The following is a 21,105-nucleotide window of genomic DNA, read 5'->3' as shown; positions in this document are numbered from 1 at the left end:
CGTACGCATGCCCGCTGCCGACGTTCGCCCAGGTCAGCGGCTCCGCCCGCGCAGCTTGAGCGGGAGGTCGGGCAGCTCGGGCGCACGCAGCCGGGCCCCGTCGTAGCCCTGGACTTCACCGAACCGGGAGCCCTTCTCCCAGTCGGTTCGTGCCTGTACGATCTCGTCACCGGATCGGCCGATGAAGTTCCACCACATGACGATCTTCTCGTCGAAGGGTTCCCCGCCGAGGAGGAGGACGGCGGCGTCGGTGTGGGCGTGGAGCGGGAGGTGGGGGCGGCCGCAGCCGAGGTAGAGCATGGAGCCGGGTTCGACGGGGACGCCGTCGACGTCGACGCGGCCGGACATGGCGAGGACGGCGTACTCGAAGTCGGGGACGAGGGGGAGCCGGAGGTCCGCGCCCTCGGTGAGGGCGAGGTCGGCGCCGACGAGGGGGGTGTGGGTGGTGCCGGGCGAGATGGCGGTGTCGAGGGTGCCGAGGATGACGGTGGCGCGCAGGCCCGGGGCGGTGACGACGGGCAGGTCGGGGTGGTGCTCGAAGGTGGGGGCGGTGTGCCGGTGGGCGTCCGGGAGGGCGACCCAGAGCTGGGCGCCGTGCAGGTGGCGGGCGTGCGGCCGCGGGGACTCCTCGGAGTGGGAGATCGCCCGGCCGGAGGTCATCAGGCCCAGTTCGTACGGCCGGACGGTCTGCAGGCTGCCGAGGCTGTCGCGGTGCAGCACCTCGCCCTCGTGGAGCCAGCTGACCGTCTGCAGGCCCATGTGCGGGTGCGGCGGGACCTGCATGCCGGGCTCGTCGGCGATGTCATCCGGGCCGTAGTGGTCGACGAAGCACCAGGCGCCGACCATCCGCCGGCCGAGGTTGGGGAGCAGGCGGCGGACCACCGTGCCTCCACCGAGCGGGAATTGACGTGGTGCCAACAGTTCCTTCACCGGGCCGCTACTGGCCTCGCGGCCGCAGGCGGTCGGGGTGGGCTTGAGGTCGAGGTTGCTCATCGCGGTTTCCACCACCGTACGAGGAAGGCCGGGCGGAGAGGGGTTCGTCGTCACCGATCATCCGTCACGGTCCGACGTTCCTCCACCCGCGCCCGGCCATCCGGCGGTCGGCGACTCGGCGACTCGGCGACTCGGCGACTCGGCGACCGCCGTGAGCTGCGGCGGCTCAGTGCCGGCAAGCCCACCAGGCGTCCGCCGAGGCCTTGCCGGCGAGGTCCCGCAGGTTGCGGACCGCCTTCGCGGGGTCCTCCGCCCCGTACACCGCCGAGCCGGCCACGAACACGTCCGCGCCCGCCTCGGCGCAGCGCTCGATGGTGCCGGCGGCGACGCCGCCGTCCACCTGCAGCCACAGCTCCAGGTCGTGCTTGGCGATCAGCTCCCGGGTGCGGCGGATCTTCGGCAGCATGATGTCCAGGAACGCCTGGCCGCCGAAGCCGGGCTCGACGGTCATGATCAGCACCATGTCGAGCTCGGGGAGCAGGTCCTCGTACGGCTCGATCGGCGTGCCCGGCTTGAGCGCCATCGACGCCCGGGCGCCCTTGGCGCGGATCTCGCGGGCGAGCCGGACGGGCGCGGCGGCGGCCTCGACGTGGAAGGTGACGGAGCCGGCGCCCGCCTCGACGTACTGGGAGGCCCAGCGGTCCGGGTCCTCGATCATCAGGTGGCAGTCGAGCGGGATGTCGGTGGCGCGGGCGAGCGACTCGACGATCGGGACGCCCAGGGTCAGGTTGGGCACGAAGTGGTTGTCCATGACGTCCACGTGCAGCCAGTCGGAACCCCGGACGGCCTCGGCCTCGTCGGCGAGCCGGGCGAAGTCCGCGGACAGGATGCTGGGGTTGATCTGGGCCATGACCGACTACCTTCACATGAGGGCTGGGGCGCCCCGGCAGCGGGCGCCTTGGCTCATCATCTCGCGCCGCACGGCCGCCGACCGCCTACCGCCGCCTGCACGTGACCGTCATCACACCCCGCCGGGGATTACCGGGGGCGCCGCTGTGGTCATCAGCCATGGAAGCGGTCCACGCACCCGCCGCAGCGGTCCAGGCACGGGCCGCGGCGGCGTGCGCCGGGCCGTCCCGACCAGCCGAGCTCCCGCTTCCACCCGGAGCTCCGTCCGAGGAAGGTCTTCCGATGGCCGATCTCGTCCACCCCGCCCGCGCACTGTGGTGGCTCTTCGAGCCGGTGCACGCCGTCACCTACTTCCTGCCCGAGGGGCGCGCCGCCTTCGAGGAGGCCGGTCTGCACGGCCGCCTGCACAGCTACTTCGCGAGCCGCTCGGCCCCGCTCGGCGCGGTGGACGCGACGCCCGTGGTCGCCGCGTTCTTCAACTTCTCCCCGGCGATGGTCGGGCGCGCGCTGCCGGAGGTGTGGACGCACGCGAGCCCGGAGGAGGCGCTGGTCGCCCGACTGAAGGGCTCGGCGGCGACGCTGGCCCGGCTGCTGGAGCACGTGAACCCGGAGCAGGTCGAGCTGGTCGCGGAGACCCTGGAGCAGGTCGCGTCCCGGCTGGACTGCGCGGGCCGGGTACTGGCCGCCGCCAACACCGCGCTCCCCCGGCCGACCGGCCTGTACGAGCGGCTCTGGCAGGCCGCCACCGTGATGCGCGAGCACCGCGGGGACGGCCACGTGGCCGCGCTGGTGGCGGCCGGGCTGGACGGCTGCGAGGCGCTGGTGGTCCGCTGCGCGATGGACATGCGGCGCGAGATGATCCAGCCGCTGCGCGGATGGACGGACGCCGAGTGGGAGGCGGCCGCGGAGCGCCTGGTCGAGCGCGGCTGGCTGACCGCCGCGGGCACGGTCACCGAACTCGGTCGGATCCGCCACCAGGCCGTCGAGGCCGCCACCGACCTGGCCGCCACCCGGGTGTGGGAGGACTACCCGCGCGCCGAACTCGACCGACTGGCAGCGGCGTTGAAACCGATATCGGCACTGTGTCGCAGCGAACTTCCGGTCAACCCGGCGGGGCTGCCCGACAACCCGTAGGCCGCCCGCTACTCCGCTTGCTCCGCTACTCGCCTGCTCCCCTAGTCCCTGCTCTGCTGCTCCCCTGCTCCGCTATTCCCCCGGCGGGCCGAGCACGATCCCCCGCCCGGCGTAGAACGCCCCGAACGACCGCCACGGCACGCGCGCGAAGGCCTGCGACTCCCCCGGGAAACCGGACGGGTTGTGGATCAGCAGCGCCGTGTCCGTGGCGCCCACCGCCAGCACCAGGTGGCCGCCGCGCCGTACCGGCTCCGGACCGCCCGGCTCCCGGATCGACGGGTGCACCGACACCATCACCAGCCGTCCGCGGGCCACCTCGGCCGACACCTCCTCGGGCGTCAACTCCCGGGCGTGCGCCGCGAGTCCCCACCGCCGCCGGACGTAGTCGGCGAACGGCAGGTGGATCAGCCCGCGCAGGCTCTCACCGTCCCGCACGTAGGCGCCCGCCGCCACGCACTCGCCCGCGAGCGCCATCGCCGTCGGTGTCACGCCCCACCAGTGCTCCAGCGCCATCCGCAGGCAGGCCACCCCGCACAGCCGCCACGACCACCACGCGTACTCCGTCGGGCCGGCCGCCCCGGACTGCCCCCAGCGCGGGTCCGCAGACGCGTCCAACCGCCCGTCGACGATCTCCCGCACCAGCTCCGGGGACTCCCACTGCGCCCGGTACGGCACCTCGTGCACCACCCGCGCCGGCCGCGCGGCGCTGCCCTGATCCACCATCCCCCGACGCTCTCACGCCGGGCGGCCGGACAACTCACGACACTCCCTGAGTATCCGTACTCAGGCGGCCGACCTGCGGCTTTCCGTACCGTGATCACGCGGTGGACAAGGACGGTCGAGGACGTGGGAGCAACGGTGAAGCAGGTCTTCCTGGGGGTACTGGCCCTACTGGCGACGGGCGCGACGATTCTCCTGGCGCCATGGGTCTACCTGGCGGTCGCCATGGGGCCGGACTCGCCCGATTCACCCGTCTCGCCGGCCACCGCCACCTACGCGCCCGTCGCGCCGTCCCCGACGGCTGTGTCCCCGAGCCGCTTCCCGGCGCCGGCGGAGTCTCCCGCCCCGCCGGTCTCGCTCGACCGGTAGGCCAGCCGCTGCGTCGCGTGCCGTCCCCGCTTCTCCACCGGGAGCGCACCGGTGGCGCCGGCCAGACCGAACGGCGGCATGTCGAAGTAGATCGACTCGTACCCGCCCTCCGGCACGATGTACGTCTCGTGCCAGAGCCCGACGTGCCCGCGGGCCTTGCCCTCCCGCAGCTTGCGGTTGGCGATGCCCCACACGGTGTGGTGGAAGCCGTCCGGCGCGCTCGCGTAGCCGTACAGCCTCTCCTTCGACTCCCAGTACTGGACGACGTAGTAGGTGCGCGGCGAGGCGGTGAGCAGGATGCGGCCGAGAAGACCGCGCTCGGCGCCACGCTCGGAGCCGCGGCGCAGCTCGTACAGCATCCGGAACATCGCGAACATCACCGGGCCCCAGTGGTGCACGGCCCAGAACCGGTTGATCCGCATGCCGATGAGCAGCACCACGGTGTCGCCGGTGGCGGCGGCGGTGGTGTAGCCCCGCAGCGGCTTGGCGAACACCGAGCGGACGAACGGCGAACCCGTCCCTCCCGCACGTGATCCCGGACCCGTGGACATCCCGGCCTCCCCGCGCCGAACCCGCACCCCATGTAAGCGGTGATTACATCAGCGCACGATGACCCGGTCAAGGCTCGCAACCGCCACAATTCAGCTACTGCGCAGGTTGGTTGGCGATCCCCTGACGGAAGGTGTCCAGTACCTGCGCGGCCAGCTCCTCCGCCTTCTCGGTCGGCAGGTAGCCGTCCACGATCATCTGCGCCAGCCCGTACACCAGCGCCTGCCCGGCCAGCCCGACCAGCGCCGGATCCCCGGGACGCAACCGGCCCGCCTCCTGGTCCGCGGCGACCACATCCATCAACGCCCGGTCGATCCCGTCCAGTTGCTCCCGCAGCTCCGGCTCCCGCGAGGCCGCGAACACCCGCGAGCGCACCAGCTCGAACCGCCGCGGATGACGCACCGCGTACCGGACGAACCCCAGGCCGACCGCCCGCATCACCGACCCCCCGTCCGGCCCCCCATCCGGCCCGGCGGCCGCCACCTGCGCCTCCTGCCAGCGCACGAAGTCCGCCAGCACCCGGTCCGCCAACGCGGTCAACAGCGCCTGCCGGTCGGCGAAGTGCCGGAACGGCGCCCCCGCCGACACCCCCGCCCGCCGCGCCACCTCCCGCACACTCACCTTCTCCTGCCCCTGCTCGTCCAACACCTCGAACGCCGCCGCCACCAACGCCTCCGGCAACGCCCCGTGGTGGTACGCCCCCCGCTCCCCGACCCGTTCCCTCGTCTCCCTCATACCAGCCTTGCTACCACAGCCGGCCGGGCCCGGGAGTCGACGTCCCGCGCCCAGCCGGCGGCGGCACCGAACCACCCGGGCAGGTGGCCGAGCTGGTCCCGCGGATCCCCGCCGGCCGGACGATCCCCGCAATGCCCGGCCCCGGCCGCGCGACCGGGGTCGGTCGCACGACCGGGGCCGGCCGGGGGCGGGTGGCCTACCAGGCGTAGTCCTCCGGGGCGGGCTGGTGGCCCGGGAAGAGTTCGTCGAGGCGGTCGAGGGTCTTCCGGTCGAGTTCGAGGTCGAGGGCGGCGAGGGCGGCGTCGAGGTGGGCGGGGGTGCGGGGGCCGATGATGGGGGCGGTGACGGCGGGGCGGGAGAGGAGCCAGGCGAGGGCGAGGTCGGCGGGGTCGGTGCCGAGTTCGTCGGCGAAGTCCTCGTAGGCCTGGATGCGGTCGCGGTGCTTGGCGAGGAGTTCGTTCGCGTAGCCCGTGCCGCTGCGGTCGCGGGTGCCCTCGCGTTCCTTGCGCAGGACGCCGCCGAGCAGGCCGCTGCGCAGCGGCGACCACGGGATGAGCCCGAGGCCGTAGTGCTGGAGGGCGGGGATGACCTCGAGCTCGATCGCGCGGTCGAGCAGGTTGTAGAGGGACTGCTCGCTGACCAGGCCGAGGAAGTGGCGGGAGCGGGCGGCCTCCTGGGCCTGGGCGATGTGCCAGCCGGCGAAGTTGCTGGAGCCGACGTAGATGATCTTGCCTTGGGCGACCAGGATCTCCATCGCCTGCCAGATCTCTTCCCAGGGCGTGGCCCGGTCGATGTGGTGCATCTGGTAGAGGTCGATGTGGTCGGTCTGCAGGCGGCGCAGGCTGGCCTCGACGGCCTTGCGGATGGCGAGCGCGGAGAGCTTGCCGCCGTTGGGCCAGTCGCTCATGTCGGCGTAGGCCTTGGTGGCGAGGACGGTGCGCTCGCGGCGCCCACCGCCCTGGGCGAACCAGCGGCCGATGATCTCCTCGGTGCGACCCTTGAGGTTGCCCTCGCTGTCGCGGCCGTAGCTGTTGGCGGTGTCGAAGAAGTTGATGCCGCGGTCGTGGGCGGTGTCCATGAGACGGTGGGCGTCGGCCTCTTCGGTGTGCGGGCCGAAGTTCATGGTGCCGAGGCAGAGGCGGGAGACGGTCAGGCCGGTGCGGCCGAGGTGGGTGTACTCCATGGCGCCCCACCCAAGACCACGCCGACCCCCCTGTCCAGCACATTTCGCGGGCGCGCCGGAACCCCTGGTCACCGCCCGTGCGTGGCGAACTTCCGTACGGCGAGCGGCATGCAGAGCGCGAGCAGCACGGCGCTCCAGAGCAGCGCGGCGAGCGTGGCGTGCTGCGCCGGCCAGGCGGATCCGGGTGCCGAGGGGTTTCCGAAGAGCTCCCGGCAGGCCTGGACGACGGAGCTGATCGGGTTCCAGTCGGCGACGAAGCGCAGCCAGCCGGGCATGCCGACGGTCGGCACGTAGGCGTTGGTGATCATCGCCACCGGGAAGACCACGACGGAGAGTTGGCCGGCCGCCTCCTCCTTGCCGACGGTCAGGCCGAGCAGGGTGCCGACCCACGTCATCACGAACCGGAAGAGCAGCAGCAGTGCGAACGCCCCCGCGGTGTCGGCGAGTCCGTGCCGGGCCCGCCAGCCGGTGGCGAGCCCGACCAGTGCCAGCAGCGCCAGGACGACCGCGCTGACCAGCAGGTCGGCGAGGGTCTGTCCGAGCAGCAGACCGGTACGGGAGACCGGCATGGAGCGCAGCCGGTCGGTGACGCCGCGCCCGACGTCGCGGGCGGCGCCGACCATCGTGGGCATGATGCCGTTGGTGGCGACCATGGCGAACAGCCCGGGCATCAGGAACTCCCGGTAGTCGCCGCCGCCCGGCACCCGCATCGCGCTGCCGAAGACGTACCCGAAGACCACCACCATGATCACCGGGACGCCCAGCGAGGCGGCCAACAGGCCCGGTGAGTGGCGGTAGTTGAGCAGGATGCGGAGCATCGACGTCCAGGTGTCGGAGAGCAGCCGGCCGACGGTGGACGGTCGCGGGGCCGCGTACACGACGGTGGCCATCAGGCGGCCCTCCCGGCCTCGGCGGGCCCTCCGACCTCAGCGGGCTCGGCGGGCGCCCCGGCCTCGGCGGACTCGGCGGGCTCGGCGGGGGCCCCGCCCGACCGGCCGGTCAGCGCCAGGAAGACGTCGTCCAGCGACGGAGTCCGCACCGCGACGTCCTGCGCGACGACCCCAGCCCCGTCCAACTCCCGCACCAGCGAGGGCAACAGGACGGACACGCCGGGGGCCGTCAGCACCGTGACGGTCCGCTCGGCGACGTCCACCTGCGCGTCGCCGCCCGTCATCGCGGACAACACCACGGCGGTGGAGGCGAGCTGACCGGGCGTGGCCAGGGTGACGGAGACCTGACTGCCGATCGCCGCCTTGAGCCGGTCCGGTGGGCCGGTGGCGATGGCGGCGCCGTGGTCGACGACGACGATGTCGTCGGCGAGCCGGTCGGCCTCCTCCAGGTACTGGGTGGTGAGCAGGACGGTGGTGCCGCCGTCCGCCAACTCCTTGACGGTGTCCCAGATTTCCTGGCGGCTGCGCGGGTCGAGCCCGGTGGTCGGCTCGTCCAGGAAGAGTACGGGCGGGCTGGTGACCAGGCTGGCGATGAGGTCGAGGCGCCGGCGCATGCCGCCGGAGTAGGTGCGCACCAGCCGGTCGGCGGCCTCGGCGAGGCCGAAGCGGGTCAGCAGTTCGTCGGCGCGCGCCCGGGCCCGGCGGGCGCCCAGGCGGTGCAGCCGGCCGAGCAGGTGGAGGTTGTCGCGGCCGGTGATGCCCTCGTCGACGGCGGCGTGCTGCCCGGCGAGGCCGATGGAGCGTCGGACGTCCTCGGCGGCGCGGACGACGTCGTGTCCGGCGACCCTGGCGGTGCCGCGGTCGGGGGCGACCAGGGTGGCGAGGACGCGGACGGCGGTGGTCTTGCCGGCGCCGTTGGGGCCGAGGAGGCCACAGACGGTGCCGGCGGGGACGGTGAGGTCGAGGCCGCGCAGGGCCTGGGTGGCGCCGAAGCGTTTCGCCACGCCCGCCATCTCGATGGCGGGCCGGGTGGTGTCGGACATGGCTCTGCCCTTCTCTAAGTACAGCGTACGTAGAAGCGAATGCGGACGCAATCGTACTACGTACGACGTACGTATCTAAGGGGTCGATCCGGAAGCGTCTCTAAGATGGGAGAGCGAGGTGATCTTCCAGTGCCGTCCAGCAAGACCCCCACCGGCTCCGAGAGCCGAAAGAGCCCCGACGCTGCGCAGCAGCCGGGCAGGCCCACACCCCCCGAGGCCCCAGAACTGATCTGGCTGCGCCCCGAGCGCACCGGCCGCGGCCCGCGCCCGGCCCACAGTCGCGACTCGATCGCCGCCGCGGCCATCGGGATCGCCGACGCCGAGGGCCTGGACGCGGTCTCCATGCGCCGGGTCGCGGCGGCGCTCGGCGCGGGCACGATGTCGCTCTACAACTACGTTCCGAAGAAGGAGCACCTGCTCGACCTGATGCTCGACGCGGTCACCGGCGAGTACCGGCTGCCGCCCGCGCCGAGCGGCGACGTCCGGGCCGACCTCGCCGACCTCGCCCACCAGCAGCTCGACATCTCCCGCCGCCACCCCTGGCTGCCCGCGCTGCTGCTGGCCCGTCCCAGCCTCGGCCCCAACGCCCTGCGCTACACCGACCACTTCCTGGCCGTCACCGCCCCCACCGGCCTCGGCGGCGGAGCCCGGATGGAGGCGATGGCACTGTTCAACGGGTTCGTCACCCAGTTCGCGCAGTACGAGCAGACGGCGGCTGCGGGCGCCAAGTGGCAGGCGGAGCTGGTCGGTTACCTCAGCCAGGCGGCGATGAGCGGCGAATTCCCGCACCTGGCGCAGGCATTCGCCACCGCCGGCCCGCCCGCCGACCCGGACAGGGCCTTCGACCGCACGCTGGACCGGGTGATCTCCGCCATCCTGACACCCACCGGCGCCATCTGACGGATCGTCAGTTCGCGAAGGCCTCCCGCGGCAGCACCCCGGCCACCCGCCCGTCCACCAGCACCAGGACGGCCGGGTGGCCACCCCCGCCGGCCTGCCCGGCCTGCCCCACCTGCCCGGTCGGCCCCGCCAGGGCCGCCCGCGCCTCGGCCGGCGACTGCCCGACGCCCACCGTCGGCAGCGCCGACCCGAGCAGCGCGCCCAGCGGATCGCCCGGCTTGGCACCGCCGTCCGCGAGCGCCGCCGCCAGCACCTCCCGCGACACCGAGCCCACCACCTCCGTCGCGCTCACCCCGAACGGGCGCGCCGCCCGCGCCAGCACCGCCGGTGCCACGCCACCCGGCACGGCCCGCAGCGCCTCCACCGCCTCGCCTACGGTCGCGTCGGCGGGGACCGTCACCGGCGGGCCCGCCGCCTCCAGCGCCTCCCGCACCGCCGTCTCCCCCGGCTCCTCCAGGAAGCCCCATTCCCGCATCCACACGTCGCTGTGCACCTTGGACAGGTACGAGCGTCCCGAGTCCGGCAGCAGCACGACCACCAGGTCGTCCGGGCCCAGCCGCCGCGCCACCCGCAGCGCCGCCGCCACCGCCGTGCCCGAGGACGGGCCGGCCAGGATGCCCTCCTCCCGTGCGAGCCGGCGTGCCGTCAGCAGCGATTCGCGGTCCGGGATCCGTTCGAAGGAGTCGACCACCTCCGAGCGGTAGGCCTGCGGCCAGCGGTCCTCGATCGTCTCGGGGTGGAGGAAGTGCCCGATGCTCTCGACGAACCACGGGCTGCCGTCCCCGCCTCCGTACGAGGAGGACTCCGGGTCCGCGCCGACCACGGTCACCGCGCCGCCGGACACCTGCTGCAGGTACCCGCCGGTGCCGGTGACGGTTCCGCCGGTGCCGACGCCCGCGACGAAGTGGGTCACCCGGCCGCCGGTCTGCTCCCAGATCTCGGGACCGGTGGTCCGGACATGGGCATCGGGATTGGCCAGGTTGTCGTACTGGTTGGCGAGCCAGGCCCCGGGAATCTCCGCGGCGAGCCGCTGGACCACGTTGAACAGGTGCCGCGGATCCTCCCGCGGCACGGTGGTCGTGGCGCGCACCACCTCCGCGCCGTACGCCCGCAGGATGTCCGACTTCTCGGGCGCCGACTTCTCCGACACCCCGGCGATCACCCGGTACCCGCGCCGCCGCCCGACGATGGCCAGGCCGATGCCGGTGTTGCCGGAGGTCGCCTCGATGATCGTCCCGCCGGGCTTGAGCAGACCGTCCCGCTCGGCGGCCAGGACCATGGACAGCGCGGCGCGGTCCTTGACGCTGCCGCCGATGTTGAGGAACTCGGCCTTGGCGTAGATCGGCGCCGCGATGCCGGCACCGAGCCGGGCGAGCCGGATCAGCGGCGTCCCGCCGATCGCGTCGAGGACGGATTCGTGCACTGCGGTCATCCTGGGCTCTCCTTCATCCGGTGCGGCGCGTGGGGACGTCCCGACCGAGCCTTCCCACACCCGCGCCCCGCCAGCCATCCCACAGCCACACCGGCACCCGCACCCACACCCAGACCCCGCCGGTCGGCCGGCCGGCCGACCGCGAGTCGACCTCGGTCAGTACCCCTGCGGGTGCTTCGACAGCCACTCGCTGTGCCGCTCCTTCAGCCGGTCGCGCTCCTGCGTCGTGGTCAGGAAGACGTCCGCGCCGCCGTCGTACGGGTGGTAGACCCGCAGGAGTTCGGTGTCCGTGATGATCACACCGGCCACCTCGTCGTCGGCGACCCGTCGCAGCAGCCCGTCGAGGCAGCCGCGCCGCCACGGGCGCTGCTCGACGAAGGCGTGGCGGTGGATCCAGAATTCCGGGTCGGGGTCGTCCGTCTGCTGCCAGCTCCGCCAGTGGGTCGTTCCCGGGCGCGCGGCGGGGGCGGGCGGCTCCGACGTCCACTCCGGCGTGATCACGTACACCTCCGTGCCGGCGAACAGCTCGTCCAGCACGGTGTTGTAGCGCTCCAGCACGATCGCGTACTCGCGCTCGTCGTCGGGGTAGCGCTTGGACTCCGGCAGGCTGTGGAAGCGCACCCAGACGTCCCGCCCCTCCGCGTAGAGCCCGTTCCCTACGGGCTCGCAGCCCGGCCACCGCCGCTGCCAGAGCGCGGTCAACGCCTCCCGGTCCACCGGACCCCCTCCGTCGCTTCTCCTCCGGTTCTGCTCCGGATCGCCCGCGAGTCTGTCACACCCACCCCTCCAGCCCCGGCGTGGTGAAATCCCCTCGTCACGGCCGCCCGGCTCCCGTACCGTGGTCCGGTCGCTGATCTTGAGGGCAGAACGGGGCTCCACACCATGCAGCAGTACCAGGGCTGGGCCGACGAACGCTTCGGCGCCGTCGCGGATGCCTTCGCGCGCAACTTCGCCGAGTTCCCCGAGCTGGGCGCCGCCGTCACGGTGTTCGCCGGCGGCCACAAGGTGGTCGAACTGTGGGGCGGCACGGCCGACGAGCGCACCGGCCGGACCTGGACGCAGGACACCGTGGTGCCGGTCTTCTCGTGCGCCAAGGGCCCGGTGAGCATCTGCGCGCACCTGCTCGCCCAGCAGGGCCGGCTCGACCTGGACGCGCCGATCGCCCGCTACTGGCCCGAGTTCGCGCGGAACGGCAAGCAGTCGATCACCACCCGGATGATCCTCGGCCACCGCGCCGGCCTCCCGGCGCTGGACGCGGTGCTCTCCTTCGAGGAGATCGCCGCCTGGGAGCCGGTGATCCGGGCGATCGAGGCGCAGGAGCCGCTCTGGGAGCCGGGCACGGCCTACGAGTACCACGGCCATGTGTTCGGCTTCGCGGTCGGCGAGCTGATCCGCCGGATCACCGGTCTGACCCCCGGCGCGTTCCTGCGCAAGGAACTCGCCGAGCCGCTCGGCCTGCCGGTCTGGCTCGGCCTGCCCGAGGGCGAACTCCCCCGCCTGGCCCGACTGGTGGAGGCCGAGGGCCGCCGTCCGATGCCCGGCCCGGAGCACCTGCTCACCCGGATCGTGACGATGAACGGCGCCCTGGTCTTCCCCGGCCTGGACGTGCCGCACGGCTGGAACGACCCGGCCCTGCACGCGATCGAGCTGCCCGGCGCGGGCGCCGTCGCCTCCGCCACCGGCCTCGCCGGCCTGTACGCCGCGGCCGTCACCGGCCTGGACGGCGGCGAGCGGCTGCTCTCGCCCGACACGGTCACCGACGCGGTGCGCGAAGTCTCCTCCGGCACGGGCTTCCTGGGCTTCGACATGGGCGCCCGCTGGGGCTCCGGCGTACTGCTCGACTCCCCCGCCTTCCGCAGGCTGCTCGGCGGGCGCAGCTTCGGCAACGACGGCGCCGGCGGCCAGTTCGCCTTCGGTGACGACGAGTTCGGCATCGGCTTCGGCTACGTCGCCAACCGGATGATCGGCCACGGCGACGCCCGGGCGACCCGACTGATCGACGCGGTGCGCGGGTGCCTGGGATGACGGACTTCATGGCTGTCCTCACCGGCCTGGCCACCACCGGCAGCCTCGGCGAGCTGCGCTACGGCGCCTCGCTGCCCGAACTCGCCGCCCACTACGGCGATCCGTGGGACCAGGGCCGGATCCACCGCGAAAGCCGCTGGCCGCGCGCCTACCACTGGGGCGACGTGATGACGGTGTTCTGCCGCTGCCGCCGGCTCCACTCACTGTCCCTGTCGGCCTGGAATGACCAGCTCGAATTCCCCCGGCCGGGTGGCGAGTTGGTGACGCTCGACACCATCGTCACCGAGACCGAGCTGATGGCCGCGCTGACCGCCACCGGCCACACATGGCAGACGGTGACGTACGAGAACCTCACGGACCAGCGGAACCTGATCTTCGAGCCGGTCGAAGACGTCCACGTGGAGCTGGTCCTCAGCAACCGGCCCGACTACGACGAGCCGCCGCTGGAGGAGTTCAGGCTGTACAAGGTGATCCTGTGGGGCTACGAGCACGACGACTGCGCCGAGCCGGACCCCACCCAGCCCGCCGACGGCTGGGGTACGGGCGACCACTGAGCACCGCACGGCCGCACCGGTGGCGGGCCGTCCGGGAGACCCCGACCGGCGACGGGCCGTTCCCACCCCCGTGTGGAACGGCCCGTCGCCGGTCTTCCCCGAGTCCCCCGAGCTCGCGAGCCCCCTGACTGCCCCGAACTCCCCGGTCTCCCCTGCTACTTCAGCAGGAAGTCGTACACCGCCTGCCGCCCGGCCGGGTTCGCCGCCCGGGTCTGCACCGAGTGCGACGCCCCGGGGACGATCACGATCTGCGGGTCGTGCGTCGACGCGGCCTGTTGGTAGAGCCATTCGTACGGCGTGGACAGGTCACGGTCGCCGCCGAGCAGCAGCACCGGCACGTTGGGCAGCCTGCGGTGGGCCGGCGGCGTCGGCGGCACCTGCTCGCGCGGCCAGTCAAGGCAGACCAGCAGGCTGCCGAGCCCGGTCGCGGTCGCCGCGTCGTACGGCCAGGTCTGCTGGGTGGTCAGCTGCTGCCGGGTGCGCTCCAGCGCCGCCGCCCGGCCCTCGACCGGAGTGTCCGAGGTGCCCCACGGGTACCGCCCGTCCGCGCACAGGGTGGCGGCGTGCAGGCCCTGGCTGAGCCATTCGGCGGGGGCGGCGTCGCCCTGGTGGACGGCGTCGATGAAGGCCTGGAGTTTCGCCGGCTGCCCGGCGGCGGCCTCGTGCAGGGACTCCGGCACGCCGCCGTAGTTCGGGTCGACGAACTCGTAGCTGGTGAGGGCGTCCAGGATCTGCGCCCCGTTGCCGTACCGTCGGACGGTCTCGGCGAGGTCGGCGGCCGGGTCGGTGGTGCAGCCGGTGGCCTGGCAGGCGGCCCGCAGCACCCGGGCGGTGGCCGGCAGCGCGATCAGGTCGAGCGGGTCGTAGCCCTGTTGCGGGACCACCGAGTCGAGCACCAGCCGGGCCACGTGCGCCGGCTGGGCGAGGGCGTACCGTTCGGCGACGAAGGTGCCGTAGGAGACACCGTCGATGGTGAGGCGGTGGTCGCCGAGGTCCCGGCGCAGCAGGTCCATGTCGGCGACGGTGTCCGCGGTGCTGTAGAAGCGCGCGTTCGGGCCGAGCGTGGCCGCGCAGTCGGTGACGGACTGCTTGCGGGGCGGGGCGAGGTCGGAGGAGCCCATGTCCTCCTGCAGCCCGGGGCACTGCAGGGCCCGCTCACCGGTGCCGCGCTGGTCGAACATGACCAGGCGGTAGTCCTTGAGGACGGGCTCGATCTTGCTCGCGATCCGTTGGATCAGCGGCACGCCGGGCTGGCCGGGGCCGCCGGTGAGGAACAGCAGGTCACCCTTGGGGGCGTCGGTGTTCCCGGTCATCGCCACGTCGAGCTGGAGGGCGCCGGGGACGGCGCCGCTGTGGTCGAGCGGCACGGTGATGGTCCCGCAGGTGAATTCGGGCGCGCCCTGGCAGGGCGCCTGCCCGGTGATCCCTCCGCCGTGCCGGGCCGGTGCGTCCGGCGCCGCGACGGCAGGAGTGGCCACGGTGGTGCCGGCGACCACCGCGACGGCGCCCAGCAGGGCGGCGATGCGGCCGCGCGTGCTCGTCATGTTCGTCCTTCCGGTCGCGCCGCGTCCGTGCTGACGCGGTCACGGAGTCAGCTTGGGCCCGGGCGACTTCGAACGCGAGCATTCATGCCAGGATTCGACCAGTGTCGAATCGTCGCCTGCCGGAAGCCCGGCAAATCCGGCCGTGTCCGACGGCTCGACAGTCCGACGGCTCGACAGTTTCGACAGTCCGGCGACTCGACAGTTCGACAGTTCGACAGGGGGAAGGACACTGATCCGGCTCACGATCGACTCGACCGGGCTCGCCCGCACCCGTTTCGTGGTCTCGCCACTGCACGAGGCGGTCAACACCCTGATGGCCTCCTCGCTCAACTCCCGTACCGGGCCGTACGCCTGGGTGGGCCGCACCCGCCGGGTGCTGCGCCGGGAGAAGCTGGAGCTGCTGTCGGGGCTGGCCCTGGAACAGGACGGCGGCTACATCCCCGACTTCCTCTCCCCGCACCCCTCCGGGCCGGACCCGACGGTGGCGGAGCAGCTGGAGGCCGTCCGCCGCACCGACCCGAAACGGGTACGGGCGGAGCTGGAGACCGTCCGACACGGGCTGCCGGCCGCCAATCTGGCGGGCCGTCAGGTCCCTGATGTGGTGCTGCGCTCACTGGAGCGCGGCCCGCGCTACTTCGCCGAGCGGGTCGCCGACGAGCTGGGCCGGTACTGGGAGTCGGCCCTCGCGCCGTACTGGCCGGACGCCCGGGGCGTCCTGGACGCCGAGGTCGACCAACGTGGCCGCCACCTGGCCCGGTACGGCACCGGCTCCCTGTTCAACTCCCTCTCGCCGCAGCTCTCCTGGGCCGACGGGCTGATCCTGCTGGAGAGCCGTTTCGACGTGGCCCTGCCGGCCCGGATGGTCCTGCTGATGCCGACCCTGGTGAGCCGGAGGATCCACGTCATGCTGGACCCGGTGGACGGCTGCCACCGGGTGCCGACGCTGATGTACCCGGTCGGCAAGCCGCCGACCGTCCCGCAGACCCCCACCCCGGCGCTGGCGCAGCTGCTCGGACCGACCCGGGCGGACCTGCTGGCCGCGCTGGTCGACCCGATCACCACCGCCGACCTTGCCGCCCGGCACTTCCTGAGCGCGGGCACCGTCTCGTACCACCTGGGCGTGCTGCACCGCTCCGGCCTGGTCAGCCGGGTGCGCAGCGGGCGGGAGGTGCTGTACCGGCGGACGCCGCGCGGGGAGGAGATGCTGGCAACCCGGTAGCCCGCCGCGTTTCAGCCCCCGCCGGACTCAGCCACTGCCGGACTCAGCCCCCGCCGGTTTCAGGCCAGCGCGCGCGGGAGGACCACCCGCACCCACTCCTCCGGCTGCGACAGGTGCGGGGCGTGGCCGGCGCCGGTGTACAGGTGGCGCTCCGCCTTCGGCAGGGCGAGGTCGATCAGGTCCAGCACCTCGCCGAACATCGGCGCGCTGTCGTCGCTCTGCGTGAGCAGCGCCGGTTCGGGGTACCGGGCCAGCCCGGTGAGGTCGAGGTCGAGCGCGTCCGGGTCGCGCAGCTCGTCCAGGTAGGTGGGCGCGTTGCGGATGTACGTGTGCCGGATCGGGGCGGGCAGTTGCTCCCACGCGCCCGGCCCGAAGGCGAGGCTGTCCACGTAGAGTTCGGCGGCCGCGGCCGATTCGGCCTGTTCCAGCAGCTCCCGGACGGCGGCGATCCGGTCGGCGAAGGCGGTGCCGATCGGGCGCAGGTCCGGGTCGGCGAGCAGGATGCCGGTGCCGGGCGGCTCGTGCACGGCGATCCCCCGGAGCAGGTCGGGACGGGCGGCGGCGAGCCGGAGGGTGACCAGCGCGCCGTAGGAGTCGCCGTAGACGAAGGCAGGAGCGAGGCCGAGCCCCTGGATCAGCCCGGCCAGGTCGGCCGCGTCCTCGTACACCGAACCCTGGGTGAGCGGGTCCTCGCTGCGGCTGTGCCCCCGGCGGTCGTAGGAGACGACGGTGGCGGACTCCGCCAGGCCGGGCACCACCCGCGCCCAGGAGTCCCCGTCGCTCCACGAGCCGTGCACCAGGACGACGCCGGGGCCCTCACCGTGGGCCTCGTAGTGCAGCGCCACTCCGTTCACCCTGGTCTCGGCCATCACGAGCCTCCCGATCTCGGCGGTGCTCCCCCACCAGCCTGACACAACCGCCTGGAAGGCTCAGATCCGCCGGTCGCGGCGGATCTCCCCCGCGCCGGGGAGGTCCCCGGACGAAGATCATCCTCACGCGTGATCCCGGCCGCCCCACCACCGTGCCAGGCTCGGCGCATGCACTACGTCGTACGCCGGATCACCGCCGAGGACTGGCGGGAACTCCGCGAGATCACCCTGGAGGCGCTGCGGGACTCCCCCGACGCCTTCAACCTGTCCTACGCCGACACCGCCGCCCACCCCGACGGCTACTGGCAGCACCAGGCCGCCGCCGAGGCCACCACCGGGGAACGCGCCACCTTCACGGTCCGTGACGAAGACGGGAACTGGGTGGGCATCGCCGGGGTCGAACCCGTCCCCGACGTCCCCGACACCATGTGCGTCCGCTCCGTCTACGTCGCCCCGGCCCACCGCGGCGCCGCCGGCCCCGCCGCCGACCTCGTGAACGCGACCGTCCGCCACGCCCGGGACCACACCGACGCACGGTGGCTGACCCTCGGCGTCAACGAGAGCAACGGCCGCGCGCTGGCCTTCTACCGGCGACTCGGCTTCGAGGACACCGGCAAGGTGATCCCCTACGTCCGGAACCCGGCGGAGAAGGTCTTCATCCTGGGCTACCCGCAGTTCCGGGACGACTCCGGTAACCGGCGCGACTGCCGGTAACCAGAACCGCACCCGGTAACCGGAACCACGCCCGGTAACCCGGAACGGCACCCGGTAGCCGGAGCCACGCCCGGTAACCCGGAACCGCACCCGGTAGCCGGAACCACGCCTGTCGGCCGGTCCCGCGTCCCGTCCTCAGTTCATCCCGCGTACCGGCGGCTCGTCCCGCGTCCCGTCCTCCGCCACCACCGTGAACCGCTCGGGCCCCGACACCGACAGGTCGACCGGGTACAGCGACGCCGTGCCGTTCACGTCCAGTTCGGCGCTCTGCCGTCCCGTCGCGGTGTCCACCCGGGCGACCCGGTCGCGCGTCATCGCCCAGACCGACGTCCCGTCCACCGCCAGGCCGGTGACCTGGTCGTCCAGCCCCGCCGTCCAACGCTGCACCCCGTCGGCGAGCGAGTAGGCCACCAGCCGGCCCGTCGCGCTGCGGCTCGGGTGCTTGCCGCCGCTGATGCTGACGTCGCCGGGCTTCTCGCCCGGCACGATGAACAGGTCCCCGACGACCACCCCGCCGAACAGGGGCCGGGCGTCGAACTCGTCGAAGGCGTGCAGCCCTCCGAGCATCACGTCCAGGTCGTACTCGTCCCCCGAGACCGGGATCGACGCCCGCTGCCGCCCGGCCCGGTCGTAGCTGAGCACCGCGTGCGTCCCGCGCTCGCCCTGGGCGTCGACCCACACCGCGAGCGGCTCGACCGACACCACCGCGAGGTTCTTCAGCCCGCCCGACGCCGGCAGCGCGATCCGCGACTGCTCCCGCCCGTCCGGGGCCGCCAGCGACCGCAGGACGGGCGCCGCCGCGCCGCACTGCGCCACGGTCACCACGTCCGCCGTCCCACCCGCGACCTGCAGCGGAGTGCAACCGGCGTCGGCCGTGGCGCGCCACACCGCCCCGCCGTCGGTCAGCCGCACCGCCCGCCAGCCGCCCTTCTCCTGCAGGACGGCCTGCTGCCCGGAGACGGCGACCACGTCCGGTGTCGCCGAGTCCCCGTCCCGGGCGGGCGCGTCCACGGCGGTGGTCCAGCCCTCCTTGCCGTCGGCCAGGTCGAGCGCGGTCACCGCCGCGCACGGCTTGTCGTGCGGCGAGTGGCCGATCAGCCCGACGCCGCCCGGGCCGACGGCGCTCTGCCCGGCACCGCCCGGGCCGGCACCGCCCTGCCCGGCACCGCCCTGCCCGGCACCGCTCTGCCCGATACCGCCCCGGCCGATCCCGCGGCTCATCGCGCACACCGAGTCCTCCCCCGGCGGCGTCCAGCGCCACACGACGGCACCGGTGGCGCTGCGGTACGCGACCACCTGGTCGGGCCGGACCCGCACCACCAGGTCCCCGGTCGTCCAGCTGCCCACCGCGCGGGTGGTGGACGGCCGGTCGAGCGGCGCCGCCCAGGAGTCGTTGAGGCCGTCCCCGGCGAAGCAGACGAAGATCCCGAGGCCCAGCAGCGCCCCGAGGGCGGCGGACGGCAGCCCGTACCGGGGGTGGATCAGCGCCCAGACGAAGCCCGCGCCGCACGGCATCAGCCCGAGGATGCTGATGATGCCCATGTAGGCGAGGCTGTCGCCGCCGAACCCGTTCCCCGGCCCGAACAGCACCGCCAGCCCCATGCTCGCGAACATGGCCCCCAGCACCCCGCCGGAGACCACCATCCAGGTCTCCCTGCCCCAGGCGAACCTGGCACCCCACCCCGCCCGGACCACGCTGTCCTCGGGCCCAACGGCCATGCCGGTCTCTCCCCTGCGACGCCCCTGAGACGCGCCGCCCACCACGACAGGGCGACGATCATCGGATCGTCGCAGAGCCCGTCATGATCCGGAAACAAAGAGCAGGGAAAACCCCGGCCAGGGCGGGCCAATCTTGGCCCGCCATCCTCGACCCGACGTCACCTCACACCCCGCCCCGACGTCACCTCACGCTTTCTCCGGCGCACCCGGTTCCCCGCCCTGTACCCAGTTCCCGTGCAGCCCCAGCGGCACCCGCACCGGCAGGTGGACCCGGGCGACGGGCTCGCCGGTGAAGTCCTGGGCGGCGAGGATCACCAGGTCCGTCGCACCCCGCGCCGGGTCGAAGACGTACGCCATCACATACCCGTCGTCCTCCCCGGTCGGCGACTCAGCGGCGACGAACACCCCCTCCCCCACCGCGCCATCGCGCCCGAACTCGTGGGCCTCGACCGTTCCCCGGCGCAGATCGTGCTTGAGCAGGGCGTTGCTGAAGCCCTCATCCGGACGGTCGTCCGCGGGCCCGGCCGGCGGCGCGTAGAGCTCGACGGCGGCCGCGTAGCCGTAGCGGTAAGGACGCCCGGTGTAGCGGGAGTTGAGGCGCGGGAACTCCTGGACCCGGTCGTCCAGCCGCTCCTCCTTCACCGTCCCCGCCGCCAGGTCGACCGTCCAGCGGTCGAGCGTGGGCCGACTCGCGCCGAGGTTCCGCAGGTCGATGCCCGGCGGATGCCGGACGACGTCGACCACCAGCGAATCGGCCGTCCGCTCGTACGCGTTGAGCGTGTGCCCCACCAGGTGCGGCGCGAGTTCGAACCACCGCACCTCGCCGCCCTCGCGCGGCAGCACGCCGACCCGGGCCGCGCGCCGCTCGTCCCAGGTGAACGGGACGCCGGTCGCCAGGTGCGCCGCGCTGAACACCACCGGAGTGTCGTACAGCACCACGAACCGCTCGGTGAGCGCGAAATCGTGCATGTACGGGTTCCCGGGCACCGGGATCGTGGTGGCGCGCCGGACGGCACCGGCCGCGTCCATCACGATGTGCTGCACCTGGTCCGAGCCGTAGCGGAAGGCGAGCGAGTGCAGTTCGCCGGTGTGCGGGTCGAACACCGAGTGCGCGTTGGCGCTGTACCCCTCCGGTGTCGCACCCAGGCCGCAGGGGCCCACCGTGTCCAGCTCGTAGGTGAGTTCGTACGGGGGGATGCCGCCCTCGGTGAGCGCGAAGGTACGTCCGGCGAGGCCCGCGACCTGCACGTTCGGGGAGATGTCCAGCCGCTCGTCGACGGGTGTGCCGCGCCGCGGTTCGCCGAGCAGGTCGGCGACGGATCCCGAGCGGACCCAGCGGTTGCGGTACCACTCGGCGCGCCCGTCCCGGATCCGGACGCCGTGCACCATACCCGCGCCCAGAGTCCACTGGTGCGCGGCCGGGTCCTCGATGCCCAGCGGATTGGGGCCGTTGCGCAGGTATCGGCCGTCGAGGTGATCCGGGATCCGCCCGGTCACGGGCAGGTCGTAGGCGGTGACCTCCTCGGTCACGGGGGCGAAGTTCCCTGACAGGTAACGGTTCATGGGCGTGCGGCTCATCGTGTCGTCCTCTCGTCGGTCAGCGGATCACCGGTCAGCGCATCGCCGCCAGCGCATCGCCGGTCAGCGGATCGCCGGATCGCCGG

20 protein-coding genes are annotated in these 21,105 nt (G+C 73.3%); 6 read left to right on the top strand and 14 right to left on the bottom strand.

The genetic code is table 11. From position 1 onward, the window contains the following. Positions 1–33 precede the first annotated feature (33 nt). Positions 34–993, bottom strand: coding sequence for a pirin family protein (locus ACZ52R_RS13995; protein ID WP_465753506.1), 960 nt, complete (start codon positions 991–993; stop codon positions 34–36). A gap of 166 nt (positions 994–1,159) precedes the next feature. Further along, complete coding sequence (rpe, locus tag ACZ52R_RS13990; protein ID WP_465753505.1) at positions 1,160–1,843, bottom strand: ribulose-phosphate 3-epimerase; 684 nt, start codon at positions 1,841–1,843, stop codon at positions 1,160–1,162. Between the two features lie 281 nt (positions 1,844–2,124). On the opposite strand from rpe, the gene ACZ52R_RS13985 reads away from it, so the two are divergent. Continuing rightward, positions 2,125–2,976 carry an SCO6745 family protein gene (locus ACZ52R_RS13985; protein ID WP_465617162.1) on the top strand — a complete coding sequence of 284 codons (852 nt, stop codon included), beginning with the start codon at positions 2,125–2,127 and terminating at the stop codon, positions 2,974–2,976. 72 nt (positions 2,977–3,048) lie between these two features. Here ACZ52R_RS13985 and ACZ52R_RS13980 read toward each other — a convergent pair whose 3' ends face one another. From ACZ52R_RS13980 to ACZ52R_RS13955, 6 genes are all read right to left on the bottom strand, one after another. Then, positions 3,049–3,699, bottom strand: coding sequence for a C39 family peptidase (locus tag ACZ52R_RS13980; protein WP_360492283.1), 651 nt, complete (start codon positions 3,697–3,699; stop codon positions 3,049–3,051). A gap of 269 nt (positions 3,700–3,968) precedes the next feature. Then, a complete protein-coding gene (locus ACZ52R_RS13975; RefSeq protein WP_465617423.1) occupies positions 3,969–4,559 on the bottom strand; it encodes a DUF4188 domain-containing protein in 591 nt (196 codons plus the stop codon). 151 nt (positions 4,560–4,710) lie between these two features. Beyond that, entirely contained in the window at positions 4,711–5,349 is a 639-nt protein-coding gene (locus ACZ52R_RS13970; protein WP_465753504.1) for a TetR/AcrR family transcriptional regulator, read from the bottom strand. A gap of 196 nt (positions 5,350–5,545) precedes the next feature. Then, entirely contained in the window at positions 5,546–6,532 is a 987-nt protein-coding gene (locus ACZ52R_RS13965; RefSeq protein ID WP_465617158.1) for an aldo/keto reductase, read from the bottom strand. Between the two features lie 68 nt (positions 6,533–6,600). Next, a complete protein-coding gene (locus ACZ52R_RS13960; protein WP_465617156.1) occupies positions 6,601–7,422 on the bottom strand; it encodes an ABC transporter permease in 822 nt (273 codons plus the stop codon). Beyond that, complete coding sequence (locus ACZ52R_RS13955) at positions 7,422–8,465, bottom strand: ATP-binding cassette domain-containing protein (RefSeq protein WP_465661879.1); 1,044 nt, start codon at positions 8,463–8,465, stop codon at positions 7,422–7,424. Before ACZ52R_RS13955 ends, ACZ52R_RS13960 begins: the two co-directional genes overlap by 1 nt. 225 nt (positions 8,466–8,690) lie before the next feature. On the opposite strand from ACZ52R_RS13955, the gene ACZ52R_RS13950 reads away from it, so the two are divergent. Then, on the top strand, positions 8,691–9,365 hold the full coding sequence (locus ACZ52R_RS13950; RefSeq protein ID WP_465662031.1) for a TetR/AcrR family transcriptional regulator: 675 nt from the start codon (positions 8,691–8,693) through the stop codon (positions 9,363–9,365). 7 nt (positions 9,366–9,372) lie between these two features. Here ACZ52R_RS13950 and ACZ52R_RS13945 read toward each other — a convergent pair whose 3' ends face one another. Together ACZ52R_RS13945 and ACZ52R_RS13940 are read right to left on the bottom strand one after the other, a co-directional pair. Next, on the bottom strand, positions 9,373–10,797 hold the full coding sequence (locus tag ACZ52R_RS13945; protein ID WP_465753503.1) for a pyridoxal-phosphate dependent enzyme: 1,425 nt from the start codon (positions 10,795–10,797) through the stop codon (positions 9,373–9,375). Between the two features lie 156 nt (positions 10,798–10,953). Continuing rightward, positions 10,954–11,514: a DUF3885 domain-containing protein gene (locus ACZ52R_RS13940; RefSeq protein ID WP_465661875.1), complete on the bottom strand. Its 561-nt coding sequence runs from the start codon at positions 11,512–11,514 to the stop codon at positions 10,954–10,956. 165 nt (positions 11,515–11,679) lie between these two features. Here ACZ52R_RS13940 and ACZ52R_RS13935 point away from each other — a divergent pair, with 165 nt between their 5' ends. Beyond that, positions 11,680–12,822 carry a serine hydrolase domain-containing protein gene (locus tag ACZ52R_RS13935; RefSeq protein WP_465753502.1) on the top strand — a complete coding sequence of 381 codons (1,143 nt, stop codon included), beginning with the start codon at positions 11,680–11,682 and terminating at the stop codon, positions 12,820–12,822. Beyond that, complete coding sequence (locus ACZ52R_RS13930; protein WP_465617144.1) at positions 12,819–13,376, top strand: hypothetical protein; 558 nt, start codon at positions 12,819–12,821, stop codon at positions 13,374–13,376. Before ACZ52R_RS13935 ends, ACZ52R_RS13930 begins: the two co-directional genes overlap by 4 nt. A gap of 155 nt (positions 13,377–13,531) precedes the next feature. Here the strand turns inward: ACZ52R_RS13930 and ACZ52R_RS13925 are convergent, their stop codons facing one another. Continuing rightward, on the bottom strand, positions 13,532–14,920 hold the full coding sequence (locus tag ACZ52R_RS13925) for an alpha/beta fold hydrolase (RefSeq protein ID WP_465617142.1): 1,389 nt from the start codon (positions 14,918–14,920) through the stop codon (positions 13,532–13,534). A 277-nt stretch (positions 14,921–15,197) separates the two neighbouring features. Between ACZ52R_RS13925 and ACZ52R_RS13920 the strand changes: the two genes are divergently transcribed. After that, complete coding sequence (locus tag ACZ52R_RS13920) at positions 15,198–16,139, top strand: ArsR/SmtB family transcription factor (RefSeq protein ID WP_465753501.1); 942 nt, start codon at positions 15,198–15,200, stop codon at positions 16,137–16,139. 59 nt (positions 16,140–16,198) lie between these two features. Here the strand turns inward: ACZ52R_RS13920 and ACZ52R_RS13915 are convergent, their stop codons facing one another. Continuing rightward, positions 16,199–17,008, bottom strand: a complete 810-nt coding sequence (locus ACZ52R_RS13915; RefSeq protein WP_360507467.1) for an alpha/beta fold hydrolase — start codon at positions 17,006–17,008, stop codon at positions 16,199–16,201. A gap of 168 nt (positions 17,009–17,176) precedes the next feature. On the opposite strand from ACZ52R_RS13915, the gene ACZ52R_RS13910 reads away from it, so the two are divergent. Continuing rightward, complete coding sequence (locus ACZ52R_RS13910; protein WP_465753500.1) at positions 17,177–17,722, top strand: GNAT family N-acetyltransferase; 546 nt, start codon at positions 17,177–17,179, stop codon at positions 17,720–17,722. A gap of 135 nt (positions 17,723–17,857) precedes the next feature. Here the strand turns inward: ACZ52R_RS13910 and ACZ52R_RS13905 are convergent, their stop codons facing one another. Then, positions 17,858–19,441, bottom strand: coding sequence for an outer membrane protein assembly factor BamB family protein (locus ACZ52R_RS13905; protein ID WP_465753499.1), 1,584 nt, complete (start codon positions 19,439–19,441; stop codon positions 17,858–17,860). Between the two features lie 186 nt (positions 19,442–19,627). Then, the gene (locus ACZ52R_RS13900; protein ID WP_465753498.1) at positions 19,628–21,019 is read right to left on the bottom strand and encodes a carotenoid oxygenase family protein; all 1,392 of its coding nucleotides are present in this window, start codon (positions 21,017–21,019) and stop codon (positions 19,628–19,630) included. Positions 21,020–21,105: the final 86 nt, after the last annotated feature.

This window comes from Kitasatospora sp. NPDC034023, from assembly GCF_055575795.1.
This window is presented reverse-complemented; position numbering and strand designations above follow the sequence as displayed.